The organism is Mesorhizobium sp. B4-1-1, assembly GCF_006439375.1.
In the GTDB taxonomy this organism is placed as follows: Bacteria; Pseudomonadota; Alphaproteobacteria; order Rhizobiales; family Rhizobiaceae; genus Mesorhizobium.
The window spans coordinates 11,691-36,578 of the sequence record NZ_VFTH01000024.1; the positions used below are offsets into that span (position 1 = coordinate 11,691).

Below are 24,888 nucleotides of genomic sequence, written 5' to 3' on the forward strand. Positions count from 1 at the left end.
CGACCGAGCCATGACGGACCAGTCCGGGAGCAAGACTGTCGGCCTCGCCGGCCTGCTGAAGGCATTGTTCCTCAGGCTGGGGGTGCTGCCGTTCTTCCTGGCCGCGGCGCTGATCGTCTTCGCGCTGGTGTCGACGCAGTTTCTGTCGGTGCAGAACCTCACCAATGTCGCCAGGCAGTCCGTCTATCTCGTCCTGGTGTCGCTTGGGCAGATGCTGGTGCTGATATCCGGCGGCTTCGACCTGGCGGTCGGGACCGCGATCGCCGTGACCTCCGTCGTATCGGCCATGGCCATGGTCGCGCTGGCCGCGTGGATGCCGGACATGGTCTGGGTCGCGATCCTGCTCGGCGCACTCGCCGGTTTCGGGTCGGCGTTGCTGATCGGCGCCTTGAACGGGCTGGGTGTCGCCCAGTTCGGCGTTTCGCCCTTTATCATGACACTCGGCGTCCAGTCCGTCGGCGCGGGCATCGCCCTGTTCCTGACCGGAGGCGTTCCGGTTTCGGGTCTTCCCTTCGAATTCGGCAATTTCTTCGGTTTCGGCAGGATCTTCGGCGTCCCGGTGCCCGTCCTGTTCGCGCTCGCCGCGATCGCCATCATCTGGCTGCTGATGAACCGCACCCGCTTCGGCGCCCATCTCTATGCAGTCGGCGGCAATCTCAAGGCCGCCAACCTGTCCGGCGTCCACACGAGGCGCACGCTGTTCCTCGCCTATGTCGCATGCGCGCTGCTCGCCTCGATCGCGGGCGTCCTGATGACGGCGCGCGTCGAGTCCGGCGAGACCAATCTCGGCGGCACCATCGCGCTGGAATCGATCGCCGCCTGCGTGATCGCCGGCGTGTCCCTGCGCGGCGGCATAGGCCGCGTCGAGAACGTGGTGCTCGGCGCGTTCTTCATCACGCTGCTGCAGAACGGCATGAACATGGCCCAGATCGGATCCTACCTGCAGATGATCCTGCTCGGTTCGCTGCTGATTCTCGCCGTCATCTTCGACCAGGTGCGCTACCGGATGCTCATGGGCAGCCGCTGAACCTGTGAACCCAAACCATAGCGGAGGATCGATCATGAATTCGAACAACCATCCCACCCTTGCCCGGCAGGTCATTCCCGGCCATGCCCTCCTGATTCGCAACATCATGCTGGCGGTGGGCGGATCGTTGCTGCTGTGGGCTTCAGCCAAGCTCCAGGTCCCGTTCTATCCGGTTCCCATGACGATGCAGACCTTCGTCGTCCTGATGATCGGTACTGTCTATGGCTGGCGGCTTGGCGCGGCCACGGTCGCTCTCTACATGCTGGAAGGCGCGGCTGGCCTGCCGGTGTTTGCCGGTACGCCGGAAAAGGGTATCGGCCTTGCCTATGTGATAGGCCCGACCGGCGGTTACCTCGTCGGTTATGTCGTCGCGGCGGCCGTCACGGGCGCGCTGGCCGGCATGGGCTGGGACCGCCGGCCATCGACCACCATCGTTTCCATGCTGGCCGGCACTGCGCTCATCTATGCTTTCGGCCTTGCCTGGCTCGGCACGGTCGTCGGCTGGGACAAGCCGGTCCTGGCTTGGGGGCTGACTCCGTTCCTGCTCGGCGACCTGCTCAAGCTTGCGCTCGCCGCCGCCATCCTGCCGTTGACATGGAAACTGGTCGCCAAAGGTCCTTCGTCCCGATAGGGACGGGGGATTTGACCTCGGTTTCAGTGCCGAAGGAGGAGGGACGCTTGCCGGCCATCAGCGGTGAAAAGCTTTTCATGGCCGGCACGGTCGCCGATGCGCTTGCCGCTCTCGCCGACCATGGCCCAGAGGGCGCGCCGTTTGCCGGCGGAACCTGGATCATGCGCGCGCCGATAAGGCGCGAGAGACGGGCCCCCTTCTATGTCGGCCTGGGCCGCATCGCCGCGTTGAACGTCGTCGACGTGGCGGCGGACAGGATCCGGATCGGCGCCTGCGTCACCCATGGCCGGCTGGTTGCGCAACTGGCGGGGCTCGCGCCGTGCCATGGCCTCGTCACCGCCGCCGGTAGCGCCGCCAACCCGGCCATACGGGGGATGGCGACCGTCGGGGGAAATCTGTCGACGTGGGATTTCCCGGCCGCCGATCTGCCGCCTGCGCTGCTGTGCCTCGACGCCGAGATTGAGCTCGGCACGCCCGGGGGAACAGAGCGCCTGGCGATCGAGCGCTTTCTCGCGATGCGCCGCGACCTCGATCCGGCAACGCTGGTGACCGGCGTGATGATACCGCGTCGGCCCGTTCTGACCGGCCATGCAAGACTGCCGCTGCGCAAGGCCGGCGATTATCCCGTGGCGATCGTGAGCCTTGCGGGGGTGCTGGACCGCAACGGCCTGGTCGAGGACGCAAGGATCGCGGTGGGCTCCGTCGAAGCGTCGGCGCGGCGCTGGTCGGGGCTCGAGAGGAAGCTGGTCGGCCATCCGCTCGACCCCGAGGAGGCGGCAGCGTTGGCCGAGGCGGAGCTTGGCGCCTTCACCGGGCGCGACGGCATCGAAGCGCCCGGATGGTATCGCGTGCAGGTCTTGCCTGCACTGGTGCGCCGCGCGGTCCACGCCGCCCTGCGCGGTCAATCCTGAGGACGAGCGAAGGGCAGGCATGGCGACGACACTGACGATCAACGGCGAACAGCGCGTATCGGCGCGTGGTCCGATGACACCTCTCATCGACGTGTTGCGCGACGAGTTCTTCCTGACCGGCGCCAAGTCGGTATGCCGGGAAGGCGCCTGCGGCGCCTGCACGGTCCATGTCGACGGCCAGCCGATCGTTTCCTGCCTGGCGCCGATCGGCGCGCTGGGGGAATGCGAAATACGCACTGTGGAGTCGCTCGCCGAAACCGGCGAGCCGTCCGCCCTGCAGCACGTCATGGAAGAGTACGACGTGGTCCAGTGCGGCATGTGCTTCCCCGGCATCCTGATGGTTCTGACCGGCTTCCTGCGCGAACGTCCGCATGCCGGCAGGGACGAGATCAAGGCGGCATTGACCGGCAACATCTGCCGCTGCACCGGATATGAGCGGCTGGTCGATGCGGCCGCCGCGCTCGCCAGGCGGAGCTGAACCGATGGCGCGCCCGGACCCCTCGACCGTCACCATGGACCTGCCGCGCCGCGATGCGCGCGACAAGCTGCTCGGCCGCACCCGCTACACGGTCGACCGCGCGCTGCCGGGCATGCTGCATGCCGCGATCTTGCGCGCCGAACTGGCCTCGGCGCGTATCGTACGCATCGACGCCACGCGAGCCAGGCAGATGCCTGGCGTGCGCGCCATTGCGTCGGCCGAGGATGCGCCCGGCATGCACGGCATCGGCATAGCCGACCACCCGTTGTTCGCGTCCGGCGTCATCCGCTTCCATGGCGAACAGATCGCGGCGGTCGCCGCCGACACCTACGAGCAGGCCCAGGCGGCCGTCCGTGCCATCGACGTCGAACTGGAGCCGGTGCCGCCGGTGCTCACCATGGCCGAGGCGCTGGCGCCCGGAGCGCCGCTGATCCATCCCGACTGGAAGAGCTACGAGGTGCTGTTCGAGGGCGGCGCGCGCGGCGGCAACGTCGCCTGGGAGGCCTCGGTGGTGCGCGGCGACACCGACGTCGCGTTTGCCCGCGAGGACGTCGTGGTGGTGGAAAGCTGCTTCCGGGTCGGCCGGCAGAACCACGTCTCCCTGGAGCCCAGGGCGGTGATCGCCAGCTACGAGGACGGACGCTATCACATAGAGACATCCACCCAGGTCCCCTGGACGGTCCGCAACCAGACGTCCAAGCTGCTCGGCGTTCCGCCTTCACAGGTGCGTGTCACCGTGCCTCCGGTCGGCGGCGGGTTCGGCCAGAAGTTCGACTGCACGCTCGAACCCTATGCGGCGATCCTGGCGCGCAAGACCGGCCAGCCGGTGCGGCTGGTCTATTCACGGCAGGAGGAGATGCTGACCTGCCTCTGCCGCGAAAACGCCGAGATCAAGATCCGTTCGGCGGTGACGCGCGCCGGCGAGATCGCCGGCCGCGAGGCGGTGGTCCTGATGGACTGCGGAGCCTATGGCGGCGAGCAGATTTTTCTCACGACGATGACCGCGCACACGCTCGGCGGCAACTATAAGCTCGGCTCCATCAAGCTCGCGAGCCGCGCGGTCTACACCAACACCGCGCCCAACGGCGCCTTCCGCGCCTGCAACGGCGTCTACAACACCTTCGCGCTGGAGCGGCATACGGACGAAATCTGCCAGGCGATAGGCACGGATCCGCTTGAATTCAGGCGCCAGAACGTGTTGGGGGACGGTGACCTCGGGGCGACGGGCCAGGTCTTCCAAGGCGACGTGCTCGGACCGATGCTCGACCGCATGGCGCAAATGCGCGAAGCCTCGCCCTCGAAGAAGCATCTTGCCGTCAATCGCCTCTATGGCCGCGCGACCGTGGTGGGCACCTGGTTCATCTTCGTCGGTCCGTCGACGGCGACGATCAATTTGAATGCCGACGGCAGCGCGACCCTCATCACCGCGGGCGTCGAACTCGGCCAGGGCACGATGGTGCAGGCGCTGCCGCAGATCGTCGCCTACGAACTCGGCATCCATCCGGACAACGTCATCGTGCGCCCCGCCGACACGGACGCGGCCGGCTTCGATCTCGGCGTCGGCGGCGGGCGCACGACCGTCTCGGTCGGCGCGGCCAGCCGCGCCGCCGCAGCGGACGTCCGCGACAAGATACTGAAGGCCGCCGGCACGTTGCTGCAAACCGCGCCGGACAAGCTCATCCTGCACAGCGGCCGGGTCGAAATCGAAGGCAAGGAAGGATCGGGCATGACCATCGCCCAGATCGTCCAGCACCTTCACAGGACTGTGGGGCCTGTCGTCGGCTCCGGCTCCTTCACCAACCCCGGCGTGCCTTCAATCCCGGGCTGCGCCGCCGGTCACTTCATCGACGCCATCGACATCCCTGTCTTCAACGTCCACGACTGCGAAGTCGCCGTGGACCCGGATACCGGTCACGTCGACATACTGAGCTACAAGGTGGTGCAGGATGTCGGGCGGGCGCTCAACCCGCGCGCGATCCACGGGCAGATCCAGGGCGGCGTCACGCAAGGGATCGGCTATGCGCTGCACGAGGAGCACACAATCGGCGACGACGGCTGCATTCGCCAAGACAGCCTCGAAACCTATCGCGTGCCGCTTGCGCAGGACACCTTGCCGGTCGAGATCGAACTCTACGAAGGCGCGCCTTCCATCGGGCCGCTGGGCGTCAAGGGCGCTGGCGAGGTCCCCATCATGAATCCGCCGGCGGCGATTGCCTGTGCCGTCGCCAACGCAACCGGGTGCCGGGTGCAGCAGACGCCGCTCACGCCGCCCCGGGTGCTCGGACTGATGCTGATGCGGGAGCCGGAGTTGGAGCTGCCGCACATTTCCACGAACTGGTGGGAGAACGTTCTCAGGCGGCCGACCTGAATTTGGCGGCTGACCTTCGCCCTGCCGGCCGCCAAGCACGCCGGATGCTGCCGCGGCTTTGAAGCCGCCGCGGCACTTGCCTAGAACGTGTATCCTTCGAGGATATCGCGATGGATGGCGACGACAGCCGCCTCCGGATCGCGGGCGACAATGGCGTTGTAGATGTCCTTGTGGTTCTGCGCGGCGCTCTGAAACAGGGTATCGTTGGGGACGGATTGCCGGACCGACGGTCCAATATGCATCCAGAGCGGCTCCAGAAGATTTCCGATGAACGACAGCCGGCTCATCTCCGCGACCTGCATGTGGAAATGGTGGTTGGCTTCGAGGAAAAGGTCGATGTCATCGGTCTCCGCCGAGCGGCAGATTTCCTGGACGTGAACTTCAAGTATCTCCAATTCACGGTCCGTGCGCATCATGGCCGCCCGTTGCGCCGTCTCGCCTTCCAATATGGTGCGAAGCGTGCAGATATCCTGGAGTTGCTTGGCGCTGAATTGCGGCACCATCATCGTTCGGTTGGGCAGCGACACCACACAGCCGGTGCTTTCCAGCCTTTGAAGCGCATCGCGTACGGGCATCAAACTCGTCCCCAGGCTTTTGGCGAGACCACGCAAGGGAAGTTTCTGGCCCGGCACGAAGCGGCCCGTCATGAGATTGTGTTTCAAGCGCTCGTAAATCTGCTCGTACAGCATGTCTCGCGACACCGGCGAGAGGTCAGGCTGCTGCAGGCCGATTGGCGCATCGTTATCGAGACTCAAGTTCCATCTCCAAAGCTCGGATATTTTTGTTATAACACTAGACGGCGCTATTGACAGCAAAATCATCAAAAGGCAGACTTATCCGTGCGGTGTTATAACGCTAGACGGGATGGACGCTGGGCATGGTTGTTTCCCTGAATTGCGACATGGGCGAAAGCTACGGCCATTGGCGGTTCGGAGACGACGCGGGCATCATGCCCTCGGTCGATTGCGCAAACATCGCTTGCGGCTTCCACGCAGGCGATCCGATGACCATGCTGCGGACGGTCGAACTCGCGCTCCGCGAGGGAAAGAGGATAGGAGCGCATCCGTCCCTGCCGGACCGCGAAGGCTTCGGCCGACGCGAGATGCGCCTTTCGCCGGACGAGTTGCGCTCCGCCTTCATCTACCAGATAGGCGCGCTCGCCGGCTTCGCGCGGGCGGCCGGGACGAGCCTCAACCATGTCAAGCCGCACGGCACCATCTACGGTATGGCCGCCCGCGACATTGCGCTTGCGACGGCGATGGCCGAGGCGGCAAAAACATTCGACCTGCCGCTTTTCGGCATGGCGGGAACCCTGCACGAACAAGCCGCCACGGCCGTCGGCGCCCAGTTCGTCGGCGAATTCTTTGCCGACCTGACTTACAGCGCCGCGGGAGAGCTGATCATTCCGCGCAGCCATTCCGCGGTCGATATAGCGAAGGCGGCCGCGCGTCTGGAGCGCGCCCTGCGTGAACGGAAGGTGGAGGCGGTGGACGGCACCGTCCTCGACATCTCCTTCCAGACTGTCTGCATTCATTCCGACCCGCCCAATGCGCGGGACGTCGCGGCAGCCATGCGCCGCGTACTCGATGCCGTGCAACGGTGAACCGTTCGGGGCGGAACCCCGAAAAAAGAAAAACGAACCCACAGAGGATTGGAACATGAGGAAGATTATTCTGAGCGGTATGTTCGCGCTCATGGCAGGCGTCGCTTTCGTCGGCGTGGCCCATAGCGAAGATGGCCCGTCCAGCTTCCAGGTGCAGCTTGTCGACGGCGACAAGAAGACCGATGCCGATTGGCAGTTGCTGAAGAAGGAGGAGGTCACCAAGCCCTGGAATATCTGCGTGTTGTTTCCTCACCTCAAGGACAGCTACTGGGTGGCCGCGAACTACGGCATCGCCGACGAGATCCACCGCACCGGCACGGCAATGACGCTGTACGAGGCCGGCGGCTATACGAACCTCTCCACCCAGCTCAGCCAGATGGACAACTGCATCGCGCAGAAGTTCGACGGCATCATCCTGGGCGCGATCAGCGCCGATGGCGTCGGGCCGCTTGTCAAGAAGGCGACGGATGCCGGCATTCCGGTCATCGACTTCGTCAACGGCGTCAATGAACCCAGCGTTTCGGGCCACGCGCTCGTCAGCTTCTACGACCTGGCCCATGAAACCGGAAAATACATCGTTGAGCAGTCCGGCGGTAACCCCACTGTCGTCGGCTTCTTCCCCGGTCCCCAAGGCGCGGGCTGGTCGGATGACGCCGTGCGCGGTTTCAACGATGCCATCAAGGGTTCGAAGGTCGACGTTGCGGTAACGCGGCGTGGCGATACCGGGCTGAACATCCAACTCGATATGATCAACAACGCCTTGCAGACCTACGACAACCTGAACTGGTTGGTCGGCGTGGACATCGCCGGGCAGGCAGCGGCGGTCGCGGTCCGCAACGCCAATCTCGGCGGCAAGGTCGACGTCGCCGCGTTCGACATCATTCCTCCGGTCTACGACGACATCGCCGCCGGCGCGTCCAAGGCCTCGCCGACCGATTTCACCGTTCTGCAAGGACGGCTCGCGGTCGACATGGCGCTGCGCCTGCTCGAAGGCCAGAAGCTGCCGGCCAAGCGCGCCGGCCCGAAGCCGGAGATGGTGACGGCCGAAACGATCAAGTCGTTCAACAAGAACGACATGTTCGCGCCTGCAGGCTACAAGGTCGAGTTCTCCATCGCAGCGACGAAGAAATGATCACCGCAGCCGGCATCAAGGACGGCGGGGTGTTCGCCTCGCTGTCCGGCGCGTCGAAATTCTACGGCAGCTTTGCGGCGCTGAAGAACGTCAGCCTCACGCTGCGGGCCGGCGAGGTGCATATGCTGCTCGGCGAGAACGGGGCGGGCAAGTCGACGCTCGTTTCCCTGCTGACCGGAACGAACCGGCTGGACGAGGGAGAACTCGTCCTGGCCGGCCGCGCCAACCCGAGCCTGACGCCGCTCGATGCGCGCGAGAGCGGCGTCAACACCGTTCTCCAGGACTTCGGGCTTGCGCCCTCACTGACGGCGGCCGAAAACTATGCATTGGGCCGTGAGAAGACCCGTGGCGGCCTTCTCGACAAGGCGGCCATGCGCGAGGACATGATGGAGGCAATGCGAAAGCTCGGCGTCTCCATCGATCCCGACGCCCGCGTCGACACGCTGACGCGGGCGGAACAGCAGTTGTTGGAAATCGTTCGCGCGTTGGGGGGCAAGCCGGGCGCCCTGATCCTCGACGAACCGACGGCGACGCTCAGCCATGACGAATCCGAACATCTGTTCGCCACGGTGGAAGTGCTGAAGAGCGAGGGTTGGGCGATCCTCTACATCAGCCACCGCATGGAGGAGATACGTCGGCTCGGCGACGTCGTGACAATCCTGCGCGACGGACGCTTCGTCGGCTTCCATCGCCTGGCGGACGTCACGAACAAGCAGATGATCGCCGAAATGGTCGGCCGCGAAATGGCCAATTTCTATCCGGAGATTCCGCGCGCACCGGGCGAGACCGTTCTGGATGTGAGGGGGCTGTCCTCCGGGCGGAAAGTTAAAGGCATTTCCTTCGCGCTGCGCGCCGGCGAGATCGTCGGCCTCGGCGGCCTGGTCGGCTGCGGCAAGGCGGAAGTGGCGCGCGCGATCTTCGGACTCCAGGAACTCGACGCGGGGGAAATCGTGCTCGCCGGCGAAAGGATCGCCTCGCATTCCCCCGCCGGCCTACTCGACCGCGGGCTCATCTATCTGCCGCAGGACCGGCGCGGTGAGGCGCTCGCGCTCAACCGGTCGATTTCGGAAAACATGACGATCGAGGTGCTGGGCCATGCCGGATCGGCGCGCGCCGGCTTCGTGCGGACCTCGGCGCTGGCGGGCCTGGTCAGGGACCTGCTCGCTCGCCTGAAGGTGCATCCGGCCGAGCCCAACAAGCCGGTCCAGGAACTCTCCGGCGGCAATCAGCAGAAGATCGTGCTTGGCCGGGCACTGAGCTGCGAGCGGAAGGTCTACATCTTCGACGAGCCGACCGCCGGCATCGATGTAGGCGCCCGTCTCGATTTCTACAATCAGCTTCAGGGATTGTGCGCCGACGGCGCGGCGATCCTGCTCATCAGTTCCGACCTGCAGGAACTCGTCCATCTCTCCCATCGCATCTACGTCATGCATGAGGGCGTCTGCACGGCGGAGCTCGAAGGTAACGAGATCAGCGAAGAAATTGTGATCGCGTACGCCTTTGGCGAAACACCGAAAAAGGAGCTTCAATGACCCAGATCCGATCCCAGGCGGGCGCAGCTCCTTCGGTGGGCGCCAGCGCCGTCTCGAAACTGCTGACCTTCGGCGCCCTGCCCGTCATCCTGGTCATCTGCATCGTGGTGTTCCAGATCGGCAATCCGCGCTTCCTGAGCTCGGCTAATATGCTCAACATGCTGCAGCAGGGCGTGTTCCTGATGCTGATCGCCTTCGGCCAGATGCTGGTGCTGCTTGCCGGCGGCTTCGATCTCTCCGTCGGGGCGGTGGTCGCGCTCACCTCGATCATCTCGGCGCAGGTCATGGTCGCCGTCTCGATCGCCTATCCCGACGCGCCCAGCCTCGCCATCGCGGCCGGTTTCCTCGCTACCCTCGTGGTCGGCCTGGTCTGCGGGGCGATAAACGGTTTCGGCGTGGCAATCCTGAAGGTCAACGCCTTCATCGTGACGCTGGCGACGGCCTCGATCTTCCACGGCGTCACCCTTGTCATATCGCAAGGCCTCCAGGTCAGTGGCCTGCCGCGCGAGTTCGTCTACGGCATCGGCTCCGGCTTCTTCCTCGGCCTGCCGGTATCTTTCTACCTCGCCATTCCGGCGGTGGTCGCGATCTACCTTCTGGTGTGCCACATGCGCTTCGGCCGCTACATCTACGCCATCGGCTCGAACATCCGCTCGGCGGTGGTGGCGGGCGTCAACATCAACCGCTACCTCATCGCCTGCTACGCGCTGTGCGCCACCATCACCGCCTTTGCCGGCTGGCTTTTGACGGCGCGCGTGTCTTCTGGCGAGCCGATGCTTGGCGGAGAGTTCCCGCTCAACTCGATCGCCGCGGCCGTCATCGGCGGCTGCTCGCTCCGAGGTGGCGAGGGCACGCCGTCCGGGGTCTTCATGGGCGTGGTCTTCATCACCGTGCTCGCCAACGGCATGGACCTGCTGCGCATCGGCTCGAACTACCAGATGATCGTCCTGGGCATCGTGCTGGTCGGGGCCGTCGTGCTCGACCGCTACCGGCTCGCCAACGCGGCGAAACGGTGAGGTTGCCGAACTCGGCCGGAGACGGACGGCAATAGCCGCGTCGCCTCCACTTTCAAGCGGACGCCAAGGCGGCGTCATGTCAACGGATCGCGCGGGCATCACCCGCGGCGAGGCAAGCCTGTGCGGCTGTGCCTGAAGAGAAGGATTACACTCGTGGCCACACAGCTTTCGAATTCGCTGGCTCATTTGGATGTCACCACCACTCTGCATCCCTACACGGATGCGCGGGCCCATGAGCGACAGGGGCCGGTCATCGTCGACCGCGGCAAGGGCATCTACATCTACGACGATGCAGGCAAGGAATATATCGAAGGGCTGGCCGGCCTGTGGTCGGTGGCGGTCGGTTTCGACGAGCCCCGCCTGGTGAAGGTGGCGGCCGAGCAGATGGCCAAGCTGCCCTATTACCACACCTTCAGCCACAAGGCGCATGAGCCATCTATCCGGCTGGCGGAGAAGATCGTCGAGATGACGCCGGCGCCGCTGACCCGCGTCTTCTTCACCAACTCCGGCTCCGAGGCCAATGACAGCGTGGTCAAGATGGTCTGGTTCATGAACAACGCGCTCGGCCGGCCGAAGAAGAAGAAGTTCCTGGCCCGCAACAAGGCCTATCACGGCATCACCGTCGCCGCGGGCAGCCTGACCGGCCTGCCGAACAATCATACGGACTTCGACCTCCCTGCGATCCCGGTTCGGCACCTGACCTGCCCGCACCACTATCGCTTCGCCGGGCCCGGCGAGACGGAAGCGGACTTTGCCGCGCGCCTGATCGCGGAAGCCGAGTCGGTCATCCTTGAGGAAGGCCCGGACACGATCGCCGCCTTCATCGGCGAGCCGCTGATGGCGGCGGGCGGCGTGATGCCGCCTCCCACCGGCTACTGGCAGGGCATCGAGGCGTTGTGTCGCAAATACGATATCTTGCTCATCGCCGACGAGGTGATCTGCGGCTTCGGCCGTCTCGGTACGACATTCGGCTGTCAGCACTACGGCTTCACGCCGGACATCATGGTCGTCTCCAAGCAGATCACCTCGTCCTACATGCCGCTCGCCGCCGTGGTCTTCACCGAGGCGGTCTATAACGCCATCGCTGACAACACGGCCAGGATCGGCACGTTCGGCCATGGTTTCACCGCCTCCGGCCATCCGGTGGCGACCGCCGTCGGACTGGAGAACCTCAAGATCATCGAGGAGCGCGACCTCGTCGGAAACGCGGCCCGCGTCGGCCGGGTCTTCCAGGCGCGCCTGGCGGAGCTTGCCGGTCATCCGCTGGTGGGAGATGTGCGCGGCGCAGGTCTGATCGCCGGCGTCGAACTGGTGGCGGATAAAAAGACGCGCCGTTCCTTCGCAGCCGCCGGCAAGGCCGGGGCGCGCGCCTTCGCCGCCGCGCAGCAGCATGGGCTGGTCGTGCGCGCCATCGGCGACGTGGTCGCGCTGTGCCCGCCGCTGATCATCACCGAGGAACAGGTTGAGGACCTGGTGACGCGGTTGCGGAGCGCGCTCGACGACACTGCGCGGCAGGCCAACGAAAACTGAGCTGACGTCACCGAGGAGACGAACGTGATCTACGAACGGCCGAAATTCCTGCCAGCCGGCGACAGATACCTGCTGATCGAATTCGGCAACGAGATGAATCTCGACCTCAATTTCATGGCGCAGGGGCTGGCCACGGCGGCGGCCGCGGCGAACGTCGCCGGCGTCATCGAAACGGCGCCTTGCTTCGCCTCGCTGCTCGTCCATTACGAGCCGACGCGGATCGGCTATGACGATGTGGTGCGCGAATTCTCGCGCCTTGCCACCTCGCTTGGCCCCTCGCAGGACATCGAACTCGCAAGCCGTATTTTCTATTTGCCGGCTCTCTATCTCGATCCGTGGACGAAGGCCTGCGTCGACGACTATTGCGCCAAGATCGCCAAGAAGGTGCCGGATCCCGAGTTGCTGGTGCGTGAAAACGGCCTCGAGGACGTGAACCACCTGGTCCGCCTCCATTCCTCCTCGGAATACTGGGTCGCCTCGCTCGGCTTCTGGCCTGGGCTGCCGTTTCTGATGCCTCTCGATCCGCGCGCGCGTCTTACAGCACCGAAATACAATCCGCCGCGCACGCACACGCCGCAGGGCGCGATCGGGCTCGGCGGCGCCGCGAACTCGATCTACCCGGTCGCGACGCCCGGCGGCTACCAGATCTTTGCCCGCACGCCGGTTCCGATCTGGGATCCAACCGGGCGGCGCCCGGCTTTCGAAGGAAGCCTGTGCCTCTTCCGCCCCGGCGACCGCATCAAGTTCGTGCCGGTGACGCGCGAGGAATACGACGCCGCCGAAGCTGCGGTGAAGGAGGAGCGCTACGAGTACGCGGTTGTCGAGTACCAGAAGTTCGTGGTGCGCAGCTACAACGACTGGGTCGCGAAGGTGGAGCGCGTGGCAACGGTGGAGGCATCGGCATGATCAAGGTTCGCAAAGCCGGTCTCGAAACCTCGATCCAGGATTATCCCGGCCGCATAGGCTATTGGAACCAGGGCTTCCCGCCGTCGGGGCCGATGGATAGCTGGTCCTTCCGCATGGCCAATGTCCTGGTCGGCAATCAGCCGGGGTTGGCCGGGCTCGAATGCCAGTTCCTAGGCCCCACGCTTGAGTTCGGCGCCGACACGGTGATTGCCGTGACGGGCGCCGACATGCGCCCGACGCTCGATGGCGAAGCGTTGCCGATGTGGCGCTCGTTCGTCGTGAAGGCCGGCCAGACGCTGGCGCTGGGCGCGGCCCGCATCGGCGCGCGCGCCTATGTCGCGATTGCCGGCGGCTTCGACAATCCGCAGATGCTCGGCTCGCGGTCCACCTTCAATAAGGCCGGCGTCGGCGGCATCGACGGTCATTCGATCCAGCCGGGACAGGAACTGCCGGTCGCGGCCGCAAAAGGCACACCGGGAATGCTCGTGCCGGAGGCGTTGCGTCCGGAAATCCGCACCGACCGCAACTGGACCATCGAGGTTTGCGCCGGCCCCAACGATGACTGGATCGACGCGGCCGGCCAGGAACGTTTCCTGACCTCGGCATGGGTTCTTTCGGCAAAATCGGACCGCACCGGCTTCCGTCTCGAAGGGCCTGAATGGACCTTTGCGAAGAAGGCCTATGACAAGCCGAAGGAGCATGGATCACTGCCGTCGAACATCATCGATCATGGCTATCCCATGGGGGCGATCAACCTTGCCGGGCAAACGCCGATCGTCCTGGTCAATGACGGCCCGTCGATGGGCGGGTTTATCAACCCCTACACGGTGCCGTCAGCAGCCTTCTGGAAGCTCGGCCAGGCCAAGCCCGGCGAGCATCTGCATTTCCAGCTGATCAGCGTAAAGGAAGCGCAACTGATCGCTACGCAGATCGCGGAGCGCTGCGTGTTCGCCAATCTCGTGCAAGCCTGAGAAAAAGAGGGAACGATCCAATGGCAAAGCATATTCCGGCGCCCCTTCCCGGCATCTTCTTCCGGAAGCCCTCGCCCGACGAGGCGCCTTTCAAGCAGGAGGGAGACACCGTCGCGGTCGGCGAGACAGTGGGCCTCGTCGAGGCGATGAAGTCCTTCTTCCCCGTCGAGGCCGACGCGTCCGGCACGCTCCTGCGCTTCCTGGTCGAGGACGGCGAGGCTGTCGACGCGGATCAGGCGATCGTCGAGTTGGAGTAGCGCCGGTGGCCATATCATCGCTTTTCATCGCCAATCGCGGCGAGATCGCCGTCCGCATCATCCGCGCGGCGAAAGCGCTCGGCATTCGCACCATTCAGGCGGCGAGCGAGGCCGACACGGACTCGCTTGCCTGCCGCATGGCCGACGAGGTGGTCGTCATCGGACCGCCGCAGGCGGCGAAGTCCTATCTCGATGTCGAGGCCATCCTGACGGCGATCAAGGCAAGCGGCGCGGATGCGGTGCATCCGGGCTACGGCTTCCTGTCCGAGAATCCGCGCTTCGTCGCCGCCGTCGAGGCCGCCGGCATCATTTTCGTCGGGCCGGATGCAGCGACAATCGCCAAGATGGGCGACAAGGCCATGGCGCGTTCGGAGGCGATAGCGGCCGGCGTTCCGGTCGTCGCGGGCAGCGAGGGGCGCATCGGCGACCTTGACGACGCACGCCGGCAGGCCGCCCGTATCGGCTACCCGGTCATGATCAAGGCCAGCGCCGGCGGCGGCGGCCGCGGCATCCGCGTGGTCGAGGACGAGGCGGCGCTGGAGAAGCTGGTGCCGCAGGCCATGGCTGAAGCGCGCGCGGCCTTCGGCGACGACGGCCTCTACATGGAACGCTACATCCAGCGCGCCCGCCATATCGAGGTGCAGGTGCTCGGCGACGGCAGCGACGTCGTGCATCTGTTCGAGCGCGAGTGCTCGCTACAGCGCAAGCGGCAGAAAGTGTGGGAGGAGGCGCCGGCCGCCATGCTGCCGGAAGCCGTGCGCGAGGCGCTCTGCTCATCCGCCGTGGCGCTCGCCAGGCGCGTCAACTATCGCAATGCCGGCACGCTCGAATATCTCTATGACGGCGACACGCAGGAGTTCTTCTTCATCGAGATGAACACTCGCATCCAGGTGGAGCATCCCGTCACCGAAGCGATCACCGGCATCGATCTCGTCCAGGCGCAGCTCAGGATCGCAGGCGGCGAACGGCTCTGGTTCAGCCAGAAGGATATCGGCCGGCGTGGCCACGCCATCGAGGTGCGTATCAACGCCGAAAATCCGGCCAGGATGTTCATGCCGTCGCCGGGGCTGGTGACGGCCTATGCCGCGCCGCAAGGCGTGAATACGCGTTTCGACACGCTGCTCTTCGAAGGCTATCGGGTGGCGCCTTTTTACGACTCGCTCGTCGGCAAGCTGATCGTGTGGGCGCCGGATCGACATGAAGCTATCAGCGCCCTGCAGGCCGCGCTCGGCGATCTCAAGGTCGAAGGCATTCACACGACGGCGCCGCTGCACCGCGCGCTCGCCGCCGACGCCGAGGTGAGGCTAGGGGATTTCCACACGGCATGGCTGGAAGGATGGATCTCGCCTGCCAAGCTGGAGGCAGCAGGCACGTAGAGCGCGTGATGGATTTCGAACCGCAGGCGGGATCGGAGCCGGATTCTCCCCTCCGATCAGGAGCTGATCCCCGGATCGCCTGCCATCAGGCGGCTTGCTCCGGTCGCATAGCGATCCAGCTCGGTTTCGGTTGTCAGTGTTTCTGGAAGGACGAATGAAATGAAGACCTATTCGATCGCCCTCATTCCCGGCGACGGCATCGGGGCCGGCGTGACCGAGGCTGCCTGGGCGGTTCTGGAAAAGGCGGCGGCCCGCGGTTTTCGCCTCGAAGGCAAGACCTTTCCCTGGTCCTGCGCCTTCTACAAGGAAACCGGCGCGATGATGCCCGCAGATGGCATCGAGACGCTGCGTGGCTTCGACGCCATCCTGCTGGGAGCCGTCGGCTGGCCGGCCGAGGTGCCGGACGCGGTGTCGCTGCACGGGCTGTTGCTGCCGATCCGCAAGGCGTTCGTGCAATATGCCAATGTGCGCCCGCATCGCCTGCTGCTGGGCGTGCAAGGGCCGCTGCGGGCGGAAAATTTCGACATCCTCTGCATCCGCGAAAACACCGAAGGCGAATATTCCGGCGCCGGCGGGCGCGTGCATCAGGGCACCCTCGACGAGGTGGCGGTGGAGACGTCGATCTTCACCCGCGCCGGCGTCGAGCGCGTCCTGCGTTTCAGCTTCGAGCAGGCACGGACGCGCCGCGGCAAGCTCGCCTCCGTCACCAAGTCCAACGCGCAGAAATATTCGATGGTGTTTTGGGACGAGATCACCCGGCTTCTATCAGCCGAATATCCCGATGTTGAGGTGACAAGCTATCATATCGACGCCATGGCGGCGCGCATGGTGATGGCGCCCGAAAGCCTCGACGTCGTGGTCGCTTCAAACCTGTTCGGTGACATCCTCACCGACCTCGGCGCGGCCATCCAGGGCGGGCTGGGTTTCGCCGCTTCAGCCAACATCAATCCCGACGGCACGGCGCCGTCGATGTTCGAGCCGGTGCATGGTTCGGCGCCGGACATCGCCCATCTCGGCATCGCCAACCCCATCGCCGCGATCTGGTCGGGCGCGATGATGCTCGACCATCTGGGCGAGCACGACGGCGCGCGGCGGATCATGGCCGCCATCGAAAGAACGACCGCGCAAGGCGTCGGCGTCGTTCCGGGACGTCACAAGACCGATGCCATCACCGCCGCGGTTCTGGCGGCGCTCGACTGACAAGACGGAGACATGGACGTGACGAGCAACACTTATTGCGGCCTGCTGGTCCAGGCCGGATTGATCGACGGACGGTGGACGGGAGCGGCGTGCGGCCGGACCGTCGGCGTGGTGAACCCGGCCACGCAGGAAACGATCGGCACCGTGCCCGACATGGAGCGGGCCGAAACTCGGGCCGCGATCGAAGCCGCCGGGCGCGCCTTCGGACCGTGGAAAAAGAAGACCCATGCCGAGCGTGCCGCCCTTCTTGAGGCATGGCACAGGCTCATGCTCGACAACCAGGAGAACCTGGCGCAGATCCTCACGCTGGAGCAGGGCAAGCCGCTCGACGAGGCACGCGGCGAGATCCGCTATGGTGCGTCCTTCGTCAAATGGTTCGCGGAAGAGGCGCGCCGCATCGGCGGGCACACGATCCCCTCGCCGACACCCGATCGCCGCATCGTGGTGCTGAAGGAGGCGGTCGGCATCTGCGGCATCATCACGCCGTGGAATTTCCCGAACGCCATGATCACGCGCAAGGTCGCGCCGGCGCTGGCCGCCGGCTGCACAGTGGTGATCAAACCGTCCGAGTTCACCCCCTACTCAGCCATCGCGCTTGGCGTGCTCGCCGAGAAGGCGGGGATACCCGCCGGCGTGATCAACATCGTCACCGGCATGCCCACGGAGATCGGCAACGAGCTGATGCAGAATGAGACCGTGCGCAAGCTGTCCTTCACCGGATCGACGCGCGTGGGCTCGCTGCTGATGCGCGGCGCGGCCGACAGCGTGAAGCGGCTTTCGCTGGAGCTCGGCGGCAACGCGCCCTTCATCGTCTTCGACGACGCCGACCTCGATGCCGCGGTGGAGGGGGCGATCGTGTCGAAATTCCGCAACAGCGGCCAGACCTGCGTGTGCGCCAACCGCATCCTGGTGCAGGCCGGCGTCTATGACGCCTTCGCCGAGAAGCTGAGCGCGCGCGTGAACGCCATGACCGTCGGAAACGGCACGCAGCCCGGCGTTTCCATCGGCCCTATGATCAACGAGGCCGCAGTGGACAAGATCAATCGCCATCTGGAAGACGCGCTCGCCAAGGGAGCAAGGATCGTCACCCGGCGGCACGAGCTACCGGCCGGCTCCCAGTATGTCGCGCCGCTGGTCCTGACCGACGCGACGACCGGGATGCTGCTTGCGAACGAGGAAACCTTCGGTCCGGTGGCGCCGCTCTTCCGTTTCGAAACCGAAGAGGAGGCGATCGCCATCGCCAACGGCACGCCCTTCGGGCTGGCTTCCTATTTCTACACCGAAAGCCTCAAGCGCGCCTGGCGCGTCGGCGAGGCGCTTGAATTCGGCATGGTCGGCCTGAACACCGGCTTGATCTCGATGGAGGTCGCGCCGTTCGGCGGCGTCAAGCAGTCCGGCCTCGGCCGGGAGGGCGCGCAGGCCGGTATCGAGGAATATCTCGAAATCAAGACCTTCCACATGGGCGGCCTCAACTGAGGCCGCACCGCCCGCAACCATCGTGAAATCAGCGCATGCAAGGAGGTGCAGCCATGGCTGCCGCTAAGAGGACCACTGAGGAGCTTATGGCCGCGCGCGCCAACAACATCCCGCGCGGCATGCTCTGATCGATGCCTGTCTGACGCTGGCCGACGGGCATGCCGGGCGGGTGGCCGCACTGCACATGATCGAGCCTTGGGCCGACCGGCCGCGGGCAATCACGCTCGGCGCCTTGCGGTGCCGACATGCGTGAGCCGGTGAAATGCCAACTGATTGGTCGCTGGCGCATTGTTGAGGCCGATCTGTGGGATCGCGGCAATCTCAACCTCAGCGGCCCCGCCGTCGCGCGCGGCAATTCACGGCACCGATTTCCAACGTGGCCGCCAAGCACCGCATAGCGGTACTTCGTCACCCTCACCAAGTGATACTTACAGTCCGAAACCTGATGGCTGCCATTAAGCTTCCATCCAGCCAATCTATCCCGCAAATCGTCGCCGCCCCATCCCTGCCGCCTAAAGGCGTGGGGTTTACAGATCCTCTATCGGGGACGCTAAATCTCCTGCTCGATCGTTGCGGCGTCGAGTGCTGCCCAGAAATCCTTGAGGAACGTGTCCATCAGCAAGGACGCCGCGTGGCCTTTGCGGGTCGCAATATAATAGGCCGCGCTCCAGCCCAGCACTTGCGGCAGGACCGATTTCAATTCGCCGGTAGTCACCCAGGCATCACCGAAATGCTTCGGCAAGAAGCCGATATAAGAGCCCGTCCGAATCAAGAAGGACTTGGCGAGCACGTCATTCACCGTCGCGGAAGCCGTCTCGACCATCAGGCGCGGCAGCTCGGTCTGCATCCACATGCTGCGCGAGACGACGCGGTAATGAGAGAGATCCTGGACGTTGATAGAGCGCGAATCCTTCTCGTAGAGTGGGTGGCGAGGGCCGCAATAAAGCTCCTGTTTTTCCGAATAGACATATTCATAGGAGATGCCGCTAATCTTGCGCGGGAAGCACCCGACGACGACATTGAGCTGGCCGTCGAGCAGCAGTTTCTCCATGACGTGCAGTTCCTCCACCTTCACCGTCACCAGCGCATCGTTGTCGCGCTGATTGAAGCGCCAAATCGCGTCATGGATGGGAGACATCGGATTGGTGATGGCAGAATCCAGTAGACCCAGATTGAGCGAGCCTGTCAGTTGCCCGCGCAGGCCTGCCACCTCACCGGTGAAATCGCCGATGACGGCGAAGATCCGCTTGGCCGCCTCGTAGACGACCGCACCCTTGTCGGTGAGTTGGAAGCCGACACGACCGCGTTGACAAAGCTTGGCGCCGAGGCGCTGCTCCAACTCGGTCATGTGATTGCTGATGGTTGAGGCGCCGATGTTCATCTCAGCCTGGGCGGCCGTGAAGCCGCCATTCTCAACCACGGCCGCGAAGACCTTCAGTAGGCGCAGGTCCTTCTCCGCGAAACTAAACATGTCATATTCTCAATGTATCGTCTTTTCTTTATCGCTCTGTCAATTTATCAGAAAACTAAGTGGATACAATCTGGATTCAACTCCCCACCATAAGTTGCTCTAGAATATGAATTTTTCCGATCAGAGGGCGTGACGGGCCTATTGTCGTCCCTTCGAACTATCAAACTTCCCTACGTTACATCGATATTTTTCATAACGGGTAAATGTGAAAAGGTCCGCCCCAGCGCCGGGACGAAGAATCGACGCGCAACCCAGATGGGAACAGAGGGAGATAAGAATGATCCAGACATACAAAGGTCGTGGACTGGTGACGCGCCGAGACCTCCTCATGGTCGGCGCGGCCCTTGCAGGCACGGCCAGCGGTTTTTCGCTGGCGCGGGCGCAATCGGATGAAAAGGTCGTCAGCCTCCTGAGCTGGCCTGGCCATGGCGCGCAGGACGTAGTGGGTAATTTCGAGAACGCCCATGGCGTTAAGGTGCAGGCCAAGGAGTATATCTTCGGCACCACCTATGTCGACACGCCGGACAAGCAGAAGCTGGCCGGGCAGTGGGAAACGCTGCACCGCTCGATCAACGGCCGGGCCGTCGATCTTCTCCTGGTCGACAGCGCCTCGCCGCTGCCGCTGCTCGCCGTCGAGCGCGGCGCGGAGAAGTACGCCTTCCCCGACAATGTCGGGCATCTGGCCAGAGGCGGCAAGGACGGCTGGGGCCGGGCCTTCTCGAAGGGCCTCGAGATCGCGATCGACGGCCAGTACGATTACGTCGTCCACATCGAGGGCGACAGCCTGTTCAAGCGGCCGGTGCTGCCGATCATCCGCCAAATGATGGCGGAGGGCGTCAAGGCGGCATCGGTGCCGGTCGAAGGCACCAGGCGCAAGGAAACCGGCTGGGCCGAAACCGGCCTGATGTTCTTTTCCGTCGAGTATCTGTGGCAGTCGCGGTTCATCGAAAGATACGACTGGTGGAACCGTGGGCCGAAACCCTACCCGGAGCAGGCGGTGTTCGACCTGCTCGGCGAGGATCTCGTCATGCTGTCGCTGAAAGGTGAGCGCGGCGACCGGGGCCAGATCACGGCGGAAAATGTCGGCGGGCTCGACTGGGTGACGCATGCGGCGCCCGAGGTGTTCGACGCCTTCGTCGCGTCGATGGCGGAACCGCCGACTGCGCCGGTCGAGGATGCCATAAAACTCAACTTCGGCTGCGGCACCAACAGGCTCGACGGCTGGCTGAATTTCGACGCCGAGGTCGACATCACCAGAAAGCTGCCGTTCCCGGACGGCCACGCCGATTTCATCTATGCCGAGCATGTCGTCGAGCATGTCGACCAATACGCCGCACTTGGCTTCTTCGCCGAATGCCGGCGCGTGCTCAAAACCGGCGGGGTGATCCGCATCTGCGTGCCGAGCCTCGAAAACATCTGGCGCCGCGGCGACCAGGACTATTTCGACTTCGCGCGGCGCTGGGCGCCGTCCGCCGACCGCCGCGGCGCCATGTCGGCAATCATCCACGCGCACGGCCACAAGGCGATCTGGACGCAGGCGCTGCTGGAAGCCTGCCTGTTCTATGCCGGCTTCGAGGACATCGCCGGCTGCGAGGTCCACAAGTCGGCGCATGCCGACCTCGCCAACGTCGAAGGCCACCACACGGTCATCGGCGAGCATTTCAACTGGATCGAGGCGGCGGTGGCGGAGGGGCGCAAATGAGCAATGATGCCGCCTTTGCCGGATTCCTTCTCGTCCCGCTGTTCGTCGGTATGGCGATCGGCTGTCTTTTGGTCTGGTGGGGAACGCGAAAATGAGCGCGGCGCCGAAACTGCCAATCTCCCCCCTTGCGGGGGAGATGGCTGGCAAGCCAGAGAGGGGTGCTGTCCCGCCGGCATGTCAGCGCGAGGCGCCCCCCTCTGCCCTACCGGGCATCTCCCCCACGAGGGGGGAGATTGGCCAATCGCGGACCTCGCACCCCCATCAATGGTTCGGCGCCACGACCTATGCCCAGCATGGCGACGACCTGGCCATCCTCAACATCTTCAAGCGGCTCGGCATCGACACGCCGTCCTATCTCGATGTCGGCGCCTATCACCCGTTCGACCTGTCCAACACGGCGCTGCTCTACGAGCGCGGTTCGCGCGGCATCAATGTCGAACCGAACGCAGTGCTTTTCCAGGCGTTTCGCATGGCTCGGCCGGAGGACATCAACATCCGCGCCGGCATAGCGCCTGTCTCGGGAGAACTGCCTTTCTATCACGTCGATGCCGATCCCGGCCGGTTCACCTTCGACAAGGCCACGGCGCTGACATTGGGCATCACCTTCACCGAGCCGGTGATCGTCTACACGCCGAATGAGATTGTCGACGGCATGTTCTGCAACGGCGTCTGGCCCGATCTGTTGTCGCTCGACATCGAAGGCCTCGACGCCGACGTGCTGCGCGCCGCCGACTTCGGCGCCAGCCCGCCGCGTGTCGTCATCGTCGAAGCCGACAACGGCACCGGCTCCAACGCCGCCGAGCTCGCCGCGCTGATGGCGGTGAAAGGCTTCGTCCTGCACTCCTGGTGCGGCTCCAACATGATCTTCGTGCGCGGCGCCGATCAGGCGCTGGTGTGGGGCGTTTGAGATGGCGACGCGCTTCTGGGTCGGCGGCACCGGCACATGGGACGCCTCGACGACGACGCATTGGGCGGCGACCTCGAACGGTGCTGGCGGTGCGTCGGTGCCGGGCTCCGCCGACACTGTCACCTTCGACGGCTCGTCCGGCGGCGGCACCGTCACCGTCAACACCACGGTCAATGTCATCTCGCTCACCACCAGCGCCTTCACCGGCACGCTGGATTTCAGTGTCAACAACAACAATGTCACGCTGTCGGGTTCATGGGCCAATACCGGAAGCGGGGTTAGAACTATCAAGCTCGGCGCCGGCATTTTCGCATTGTCGGGCGGTGGCAATTGGTCATGGAACAGCGCGTCCAATCTCACCTTCGATGCCGGCACATCGGCGATCGTCATGTCGGGGGCCTCGGCCGGGTCGACCCAATCATTCAATGGCGGCGGATTCACTTATGCGACGGTCGAGATCGGCGCGATAACCACCGCCGGCAGCGCGCATTCGATATCTCAGGGGAACACGTTCGGGACGCTCAAGATCGATGGCCCGAACAACGTCACGCTGAACCAGTCCGTCACGCAAACCGTCACCAGCCTGGATATCAACGGCTCGTCCAGCGGCCTTATCGAACTGGCGAGCGCCAATGCCGGCGCCAACGCGACCATCAGCGTCGCTTCCGGCGCGCCGACGCTGAGCTTCGCCGCCCTGTCGAGAATAACCTTCACCGGCGGCGCGACGTTCGCCGCCAACAGTTCCTTCGACATGCTCGGCAACAGCGGCATCACCATCAACGGGCCGTCCGGCGGTAGTGCGGCATTCCCGCCAGTGAGGGCAGCGGCATGAGCCTCGGCGATTTCGATCTCAACACCGTCGTCTATGGGAAATTCGCCACGCAACGCCCATCGACAGGAGCGCCGTTCACGCTGGCCGGCACGCCGGCGCTCAGCGTCTACAAGGACAATTCAACGACGCAAAGCACCGCCGGCGTGACGTTGACGGCCGATTTCGACGGCGTCACCGGCCTCAACCACTATGCCATCGACACCTCGGCGGACGGCACGTTCTATTCGGCCGGCTCGTTCTTCGACATCGTCATCACCACCGGCACGGTCGACAGCGTCAGTGCTATCGGCTTCGTCGTCGAGCGTTTCACGCTGCGCAAGAATTCGGCGCTCAAGCCGGTCACGGCCGGACGCACGCTCGTGGTCGACGCCGCCGGCCTGGCCGACGCCAACGCGGTCAAGGTCGGGCCATCGGGATCGGGCACGGCGCAGACCGCGCGCGACATCGGCGCCAGCGTGCTGCTTTCGTCGGGCACTGGCACAGGCCAACTCGATTTCACATCCGGCGTCGTCAAGGCGAACCTCGTGCAGATCCTCGGCACTGTGCTCACCGAAACCGCCGGCCAGATCGCCGCCGGCTTCAAGAAGCTGTTCGATGTGGCCGCGCCGGTCTTCACGCTCACCAGCGTCAACCAGACCGGCGATTCGTATGGGCGCCTGGGCGCGGCGGGTGCCGGCCTGACGGCGCTCGGCGACACGCGCATCGCGCATCTCGACGCGGACGTCTCGACCCGCTCGATCTATGCCGGCGCCGACACGGCCGGCACCACGACGCTGCTTGCGCGCCTCACCGCGATCCGCGCGGGCCTGCTCGATCATCTCGACGCCGACATCTCCAGCCGCATGGCGACGTTCAGCTACACCGCGCCGCTCGATGCCGCAGGCACGCGCGCCGCGCTCGGGCTGGCCTCGGCCAATCTCGACACCCAGATCGCGGCGCTGGCGACGGCGGCGGGACTTTCCGCCCTGTCCGACGGCATCTCGGCCAGCTTCACCGCTTTGCAGGGCCACGGCGATGGCGCCTGGGCGACCGCGACCGGTTTCTCGACGCTGACCGCGGCGGACGTCAACGCCGAGGCCGATGCCGCGCTGGCCGATGCCGGGGTGACGAGCGCGCGCATGGGCCATCTCGACGCCGACGTCTCGAGCCGGCTTGCCGGCGGCGCCTACATCGCGCCCGACAATGCCGGCATCGCGTCGATCGAGGCCAAGACCGGCAATCTGCCGTCCGACCCGGCCGACCAGTCGCTGATCGTCGCCGCCACCGACGCCATCATGACCCGCCTGGGCGCGCCGGCAGGGGCGTCGGTCAGCGCCGACATCGCCGCCATCCCCGCAGCACCATCGGCTGCCGCAATCGCCGACGAGGTCGAGACCCGCACGCTCGACGCCAACATCGTCAAGGTCAACGGCACCACAGTGACCGGCACCGGCGCCAGCGGCGACGAATGGGGTCCGGCGTGAGGCGATCGGCGCTCTTCTCCCCGTTCACGGGGAGAAGGTGGCGGAAGCCGGATGAGGGGCGGCGCCAACCTCGCGCCTTATCTCCTCACCGCCTGCGCC

Annotated in this window: 22 protein-coding genes and 1 pseudogene; 21 read left to right on the top strand and 2 right to left on the bottom strand. The window is 65.0% G+C overall.

The features are described 5' to 3' along the window. Positions 1-10 precede the first annotated feature (10 nt). The 5 genes from FJW10_RS25540 to FJW10_RS25560 are packed head-to-tail and all read left to right on the top strand — an operon-like array spanning position 11 to position 5,415. Entirely contained in the window at positions 11-1,027 is a 1,017-nt protein-coding gene (locus tag FJW10_RS25540; RefSeq protein WP_140902142.1) for an ABC transporter permease, read from the top strand. Between the two features lie 34 nt (positions 1,028-1,061). Beyond that, positions 1,062-1,658, top strand: a complete 597-nt coding sequence (locus FJW10_RS25545) for a biotin transporter BioY (RefSeq protein ID WP_140902143.1) — start codon at positions 1,062-1,064, stop codon at positions 1,656-1,658. A gap of 47 nt (positions 1,659-1,705) precedes the next feature. Then, positions 1,706-2,569 carry an FAD binding domain-containing protein gene (locus FJW10_RS25550; RefSeq protein ID WP_246674369.1) on the top strand — a complete coding sequence of 288 codons (864 nt, stop codon included), beginning with the start codon at positions 1,706-1,708 and terminating at the stop codon, positions 2,567-2,569. Positions 2,570-2,588: 19 nt separating this feature from the next. Further along, entirely contained in the window at positions 2,589-3,047 is a 459-nt protein-coding gene (locus FJW10_RS25555; protein ID WP_140902144.1) for a (2Fe-2S)-binding protein, read from the top strand. Between the two features lie 4 nt (positions 3,048-3,051). After that, on the top strand, positions 3,052-5,415 hold the full coding sequence (locus tag FJW10_RS25560) for a xanthine dehydrogenase family protein molybdopterin-binding subunit (RefSeq protein ID WP_140902145.1): 2,364 nt from the start codon (positions 3,052-3,054) through the stop codon (positions 5,413-5,415). Between the two features lie 80 nt (positions 5,416-5,495). On the opposite strand, the gene FJW10_RS25565 is transcribed toward FJW10_RS25560, so the two are convergent. Continuing rightward, complete coding sequence (locus tag FJW10_RS25565; protein WP_181177664.1) at positions 5,496-6,236, bottom strand: GntR family transcriptional regulator; 741 nt, start codon at positions 6,234-6,236, stop codon at positions 5,496-5,498. A 56-nt stretch (positions 6,237-6,292) separates the two neighbouring features. On the opposite strand from FJW10_RS25565, the gene pxpA reads away from it, so the two are divergent. The 12 genes and pseudogenes from pxpA to FJW10_RS25625 all read left to right on the top strand — a co-directional run. Continuing rightward, positions 6,293-7,018: a 5-oxoprolinase subunit PxpA gene (gene pxpA / locus FJW10_RS25570; RefSeq protein ID WP_140902147.1), complete on the top strand. Its 726-nt coding sequence runs from the start codon at positions 6,293-6,295 to the stop codon at positions 7,016-7,018. A gap of 55 nt (positions 7,019-7,073) precedes the next feature. Beyond that, positions 7,074-8,150: a TMAO reductase system periplasmic protein TorT gene (gene torT / locus FJW10_RS25575; protein WP_181177665.1), complete on the top strand. Its 1,077-nt coding sequence runs from the start codon at positions 7,074-7,076 to the stop codon at positions 8,148-8,150. Next, on the top strand, positions 8,147-9,682 hold the full coding sequence (locus tag FJW10_RS25580) for a sugar ABC transporter ATP-binding protein (RefSeq protein ID WP_140902149.1): 1,536 nt from the start codon (positions 8,147-8,149) through the stop codon (positions 9,680-9,682). The genes torT and FJW10_RS25580 overlap by 4 nt, the downstream gene beginning before the upstream one ends. Beyond that, positions 9,679-10,698, top strand: coding sequence for an ABC transporter permease (locus tag FJW10_RS25585; protein WP_140902150.1), 1,020 nt, complete (start codon positions 9,679-9,681; stop codon positions 10,696-10,698). Before FJW10_RS25580 ends, FJW10_RS25585 begins: the two co-directional genes overlap by 4 nt. Positions 10,699-10,851: 153 nt before the next feature. After that, positions 10,852-12,228, top strand: a complete 1,377-nt coding sequence (locus tag FJW10_RS25590) for an aspartate aminotransferase family protein (protein ID WP_140902151.1) — start codon at positions 10,852-10,854, stop codon at positions 12,226-12,228. Positions 12,229-12,252: 24 nt separating this feature from the next. Further along, entirely contained in the window at positions 12,253-13,134 is an 882-nt protein-coding gene (locus FJW10_RS25595) for a carboxyltransferase domain-containing protein (protein ID WP_140902152.1), read from the top strand. Next, positions 13,131-14,105 (top strand): biotin-dependent carboxyltransferase family protein, encoded by a 975-nt coding sequence (locus tag FJW10_RS25600; protein WP_140902153.1) that lies wholly within the window; start codon positions 13,131-13,133, stop codon positions 14,103-14,105. The genes FJW10_RS25595 and FJW10_RS25600 overlap by 4 nt, the downstream gene beginning before the upstream one ends. 20 nt (positions 14,106-14,125) lie before the next feature. Then, complete coding sequence (locus FJW10_RS25605) at positions 14,126-14,362, top strand: acetyl-CoA carboxylase (protein ID WP_140902154.1); 237 nt, start codon at positions 14,126-14,128, stop codon at positions 14,360-14,362. A 5-nt stretch (positions 14,363-14,367) separates the two neighbouring features. Then, positions 14,368-15,738 (top strand): acetyl-CoA carboxylase biotin carboxylase subunit, encoded by a 1,371-nt coding sequence (locus tag FJW10_RS25610; RefSeq protein WP_140902155.1) that lies wholly within the window; start codon positions 14,368-14,370, stop codon positions 15,736-15,738. A gap of 159 nt (positions 15,739-15,897) precedes the next feature. After that, positions 15,898-16,938: a tartrate dehydrogenase gene (locus FJW10_RS25615; protein ID WP_140902156.1), complete on the top strand. Its 1,041-nt coding sequence runs from the start codon at positions 15,898-15,900 to the stop codon at positions 16,936-16,938. Positions 16,939-16,956: 18 nt separating this feature from the next. Then, on the top strand, positions 16,957-18,414 hold the full coding sequence (locus FJW10_RS25620) for an NAD-dependent succinate-semialdehyde dehydrogenase (RefSeq protein ID WP_281405143.1): 1,458 nt from the start codon (positions 16,957-16,959) through the stop codon (positions 18,412-18,414). 124 nt (positions 18,415-18,538) lie between these two features. Further along, positions 18,539-18,646 (top strand): annotated as a pseudogene (locus tag FJW10_RS25625) (IS5/IS1182 family transposase); the annotation flags it as partial. A gap of 318 nt (positions 18,647-18,964) precedes the next feature. On the opposite strand, the gene FJW10_RS25635 reads toward FJW10_RS25625, so the two are convergent. After that, the gene (locus FJW10_RS25635; RefSeq protein WP_140902158.1) at positions 18,965-19,885 is read right to left on the bottom strand and encodes a LysR family transcriptional regulator; all 921 of its coding nucleotides are present in this window, start codon (positions 19,883-19,885) and stop codon (positions 18,965-18,967) included. A 277-nt stretch (positions 19,886-20,162) separates the two neighbouring features. On the opposite strand from FJW10_RS25635, the gene FJW10_RS25640 reads away from it, so the two are divergent. The 4 genes from FJW10_RS25640 to FJW10_RS25655 all read left to right on the top strand — a co-directional run bounded on the left by FJW10_RS25640 (position 20,163) and on the right by FJW10_RS25655 (position 24,789). Then, on the top strand, positions 20,163-21,587 hold the full coding sequence (locus FJW10_RS25640; protein ID WP_140902159.1) for a methyltransferase domain-containing protein: 1,425 nt from the start codon (positions 20,163-20,165) through the stop codon (positions 21,585-21,587). Between the two features lie 136 nt (positions 21,588-21,723). Beyond that, the gene (locus tag FJW10_RS25645; RefSeq protein ID WP_140902160.1) at positions 21,724-22,494 is read left to right on the top strand and encodes an FkbM family methyltransferase; all 771 of its coding nucleotides are present in this window, start codon (positions 21,724-21,726) and stop codon (positions 22,492-22,494) included. Between the two features lies 1 nt (position 22,495). Beyond that, the gene (locus FJW10_RS25650) at positions 22,496-23,326 is read left to right on the top strand and encodes a hypothetical protein (RefSeq protein ID WP_140902161.1); all 831 of its coding nucleotides are present in this window, start codon (positions 22,496-22,498) and stop codon (positions 23,324-23,326) included. Next, positions 23,323-24,789 carry a hypothetical protein gene (locus FJW10_RS25655; RefSeq protein ID WP_140902162.1) on the top strand — a complete coding sequence of 489 codons (1,467 nt, stop codon included), beginning with the start codon at positions 23,323-23,325 and terminating at the stop codon, positions 24,787-24,789. The genes FJW10_RS25650 and FJW10_RS25655 overlap by 4 nt, the downstream gene beginning before the upstream one ends. The last annotated feature ends 99 nt before the right edge of the window (positions 24,790-24,888 follow it).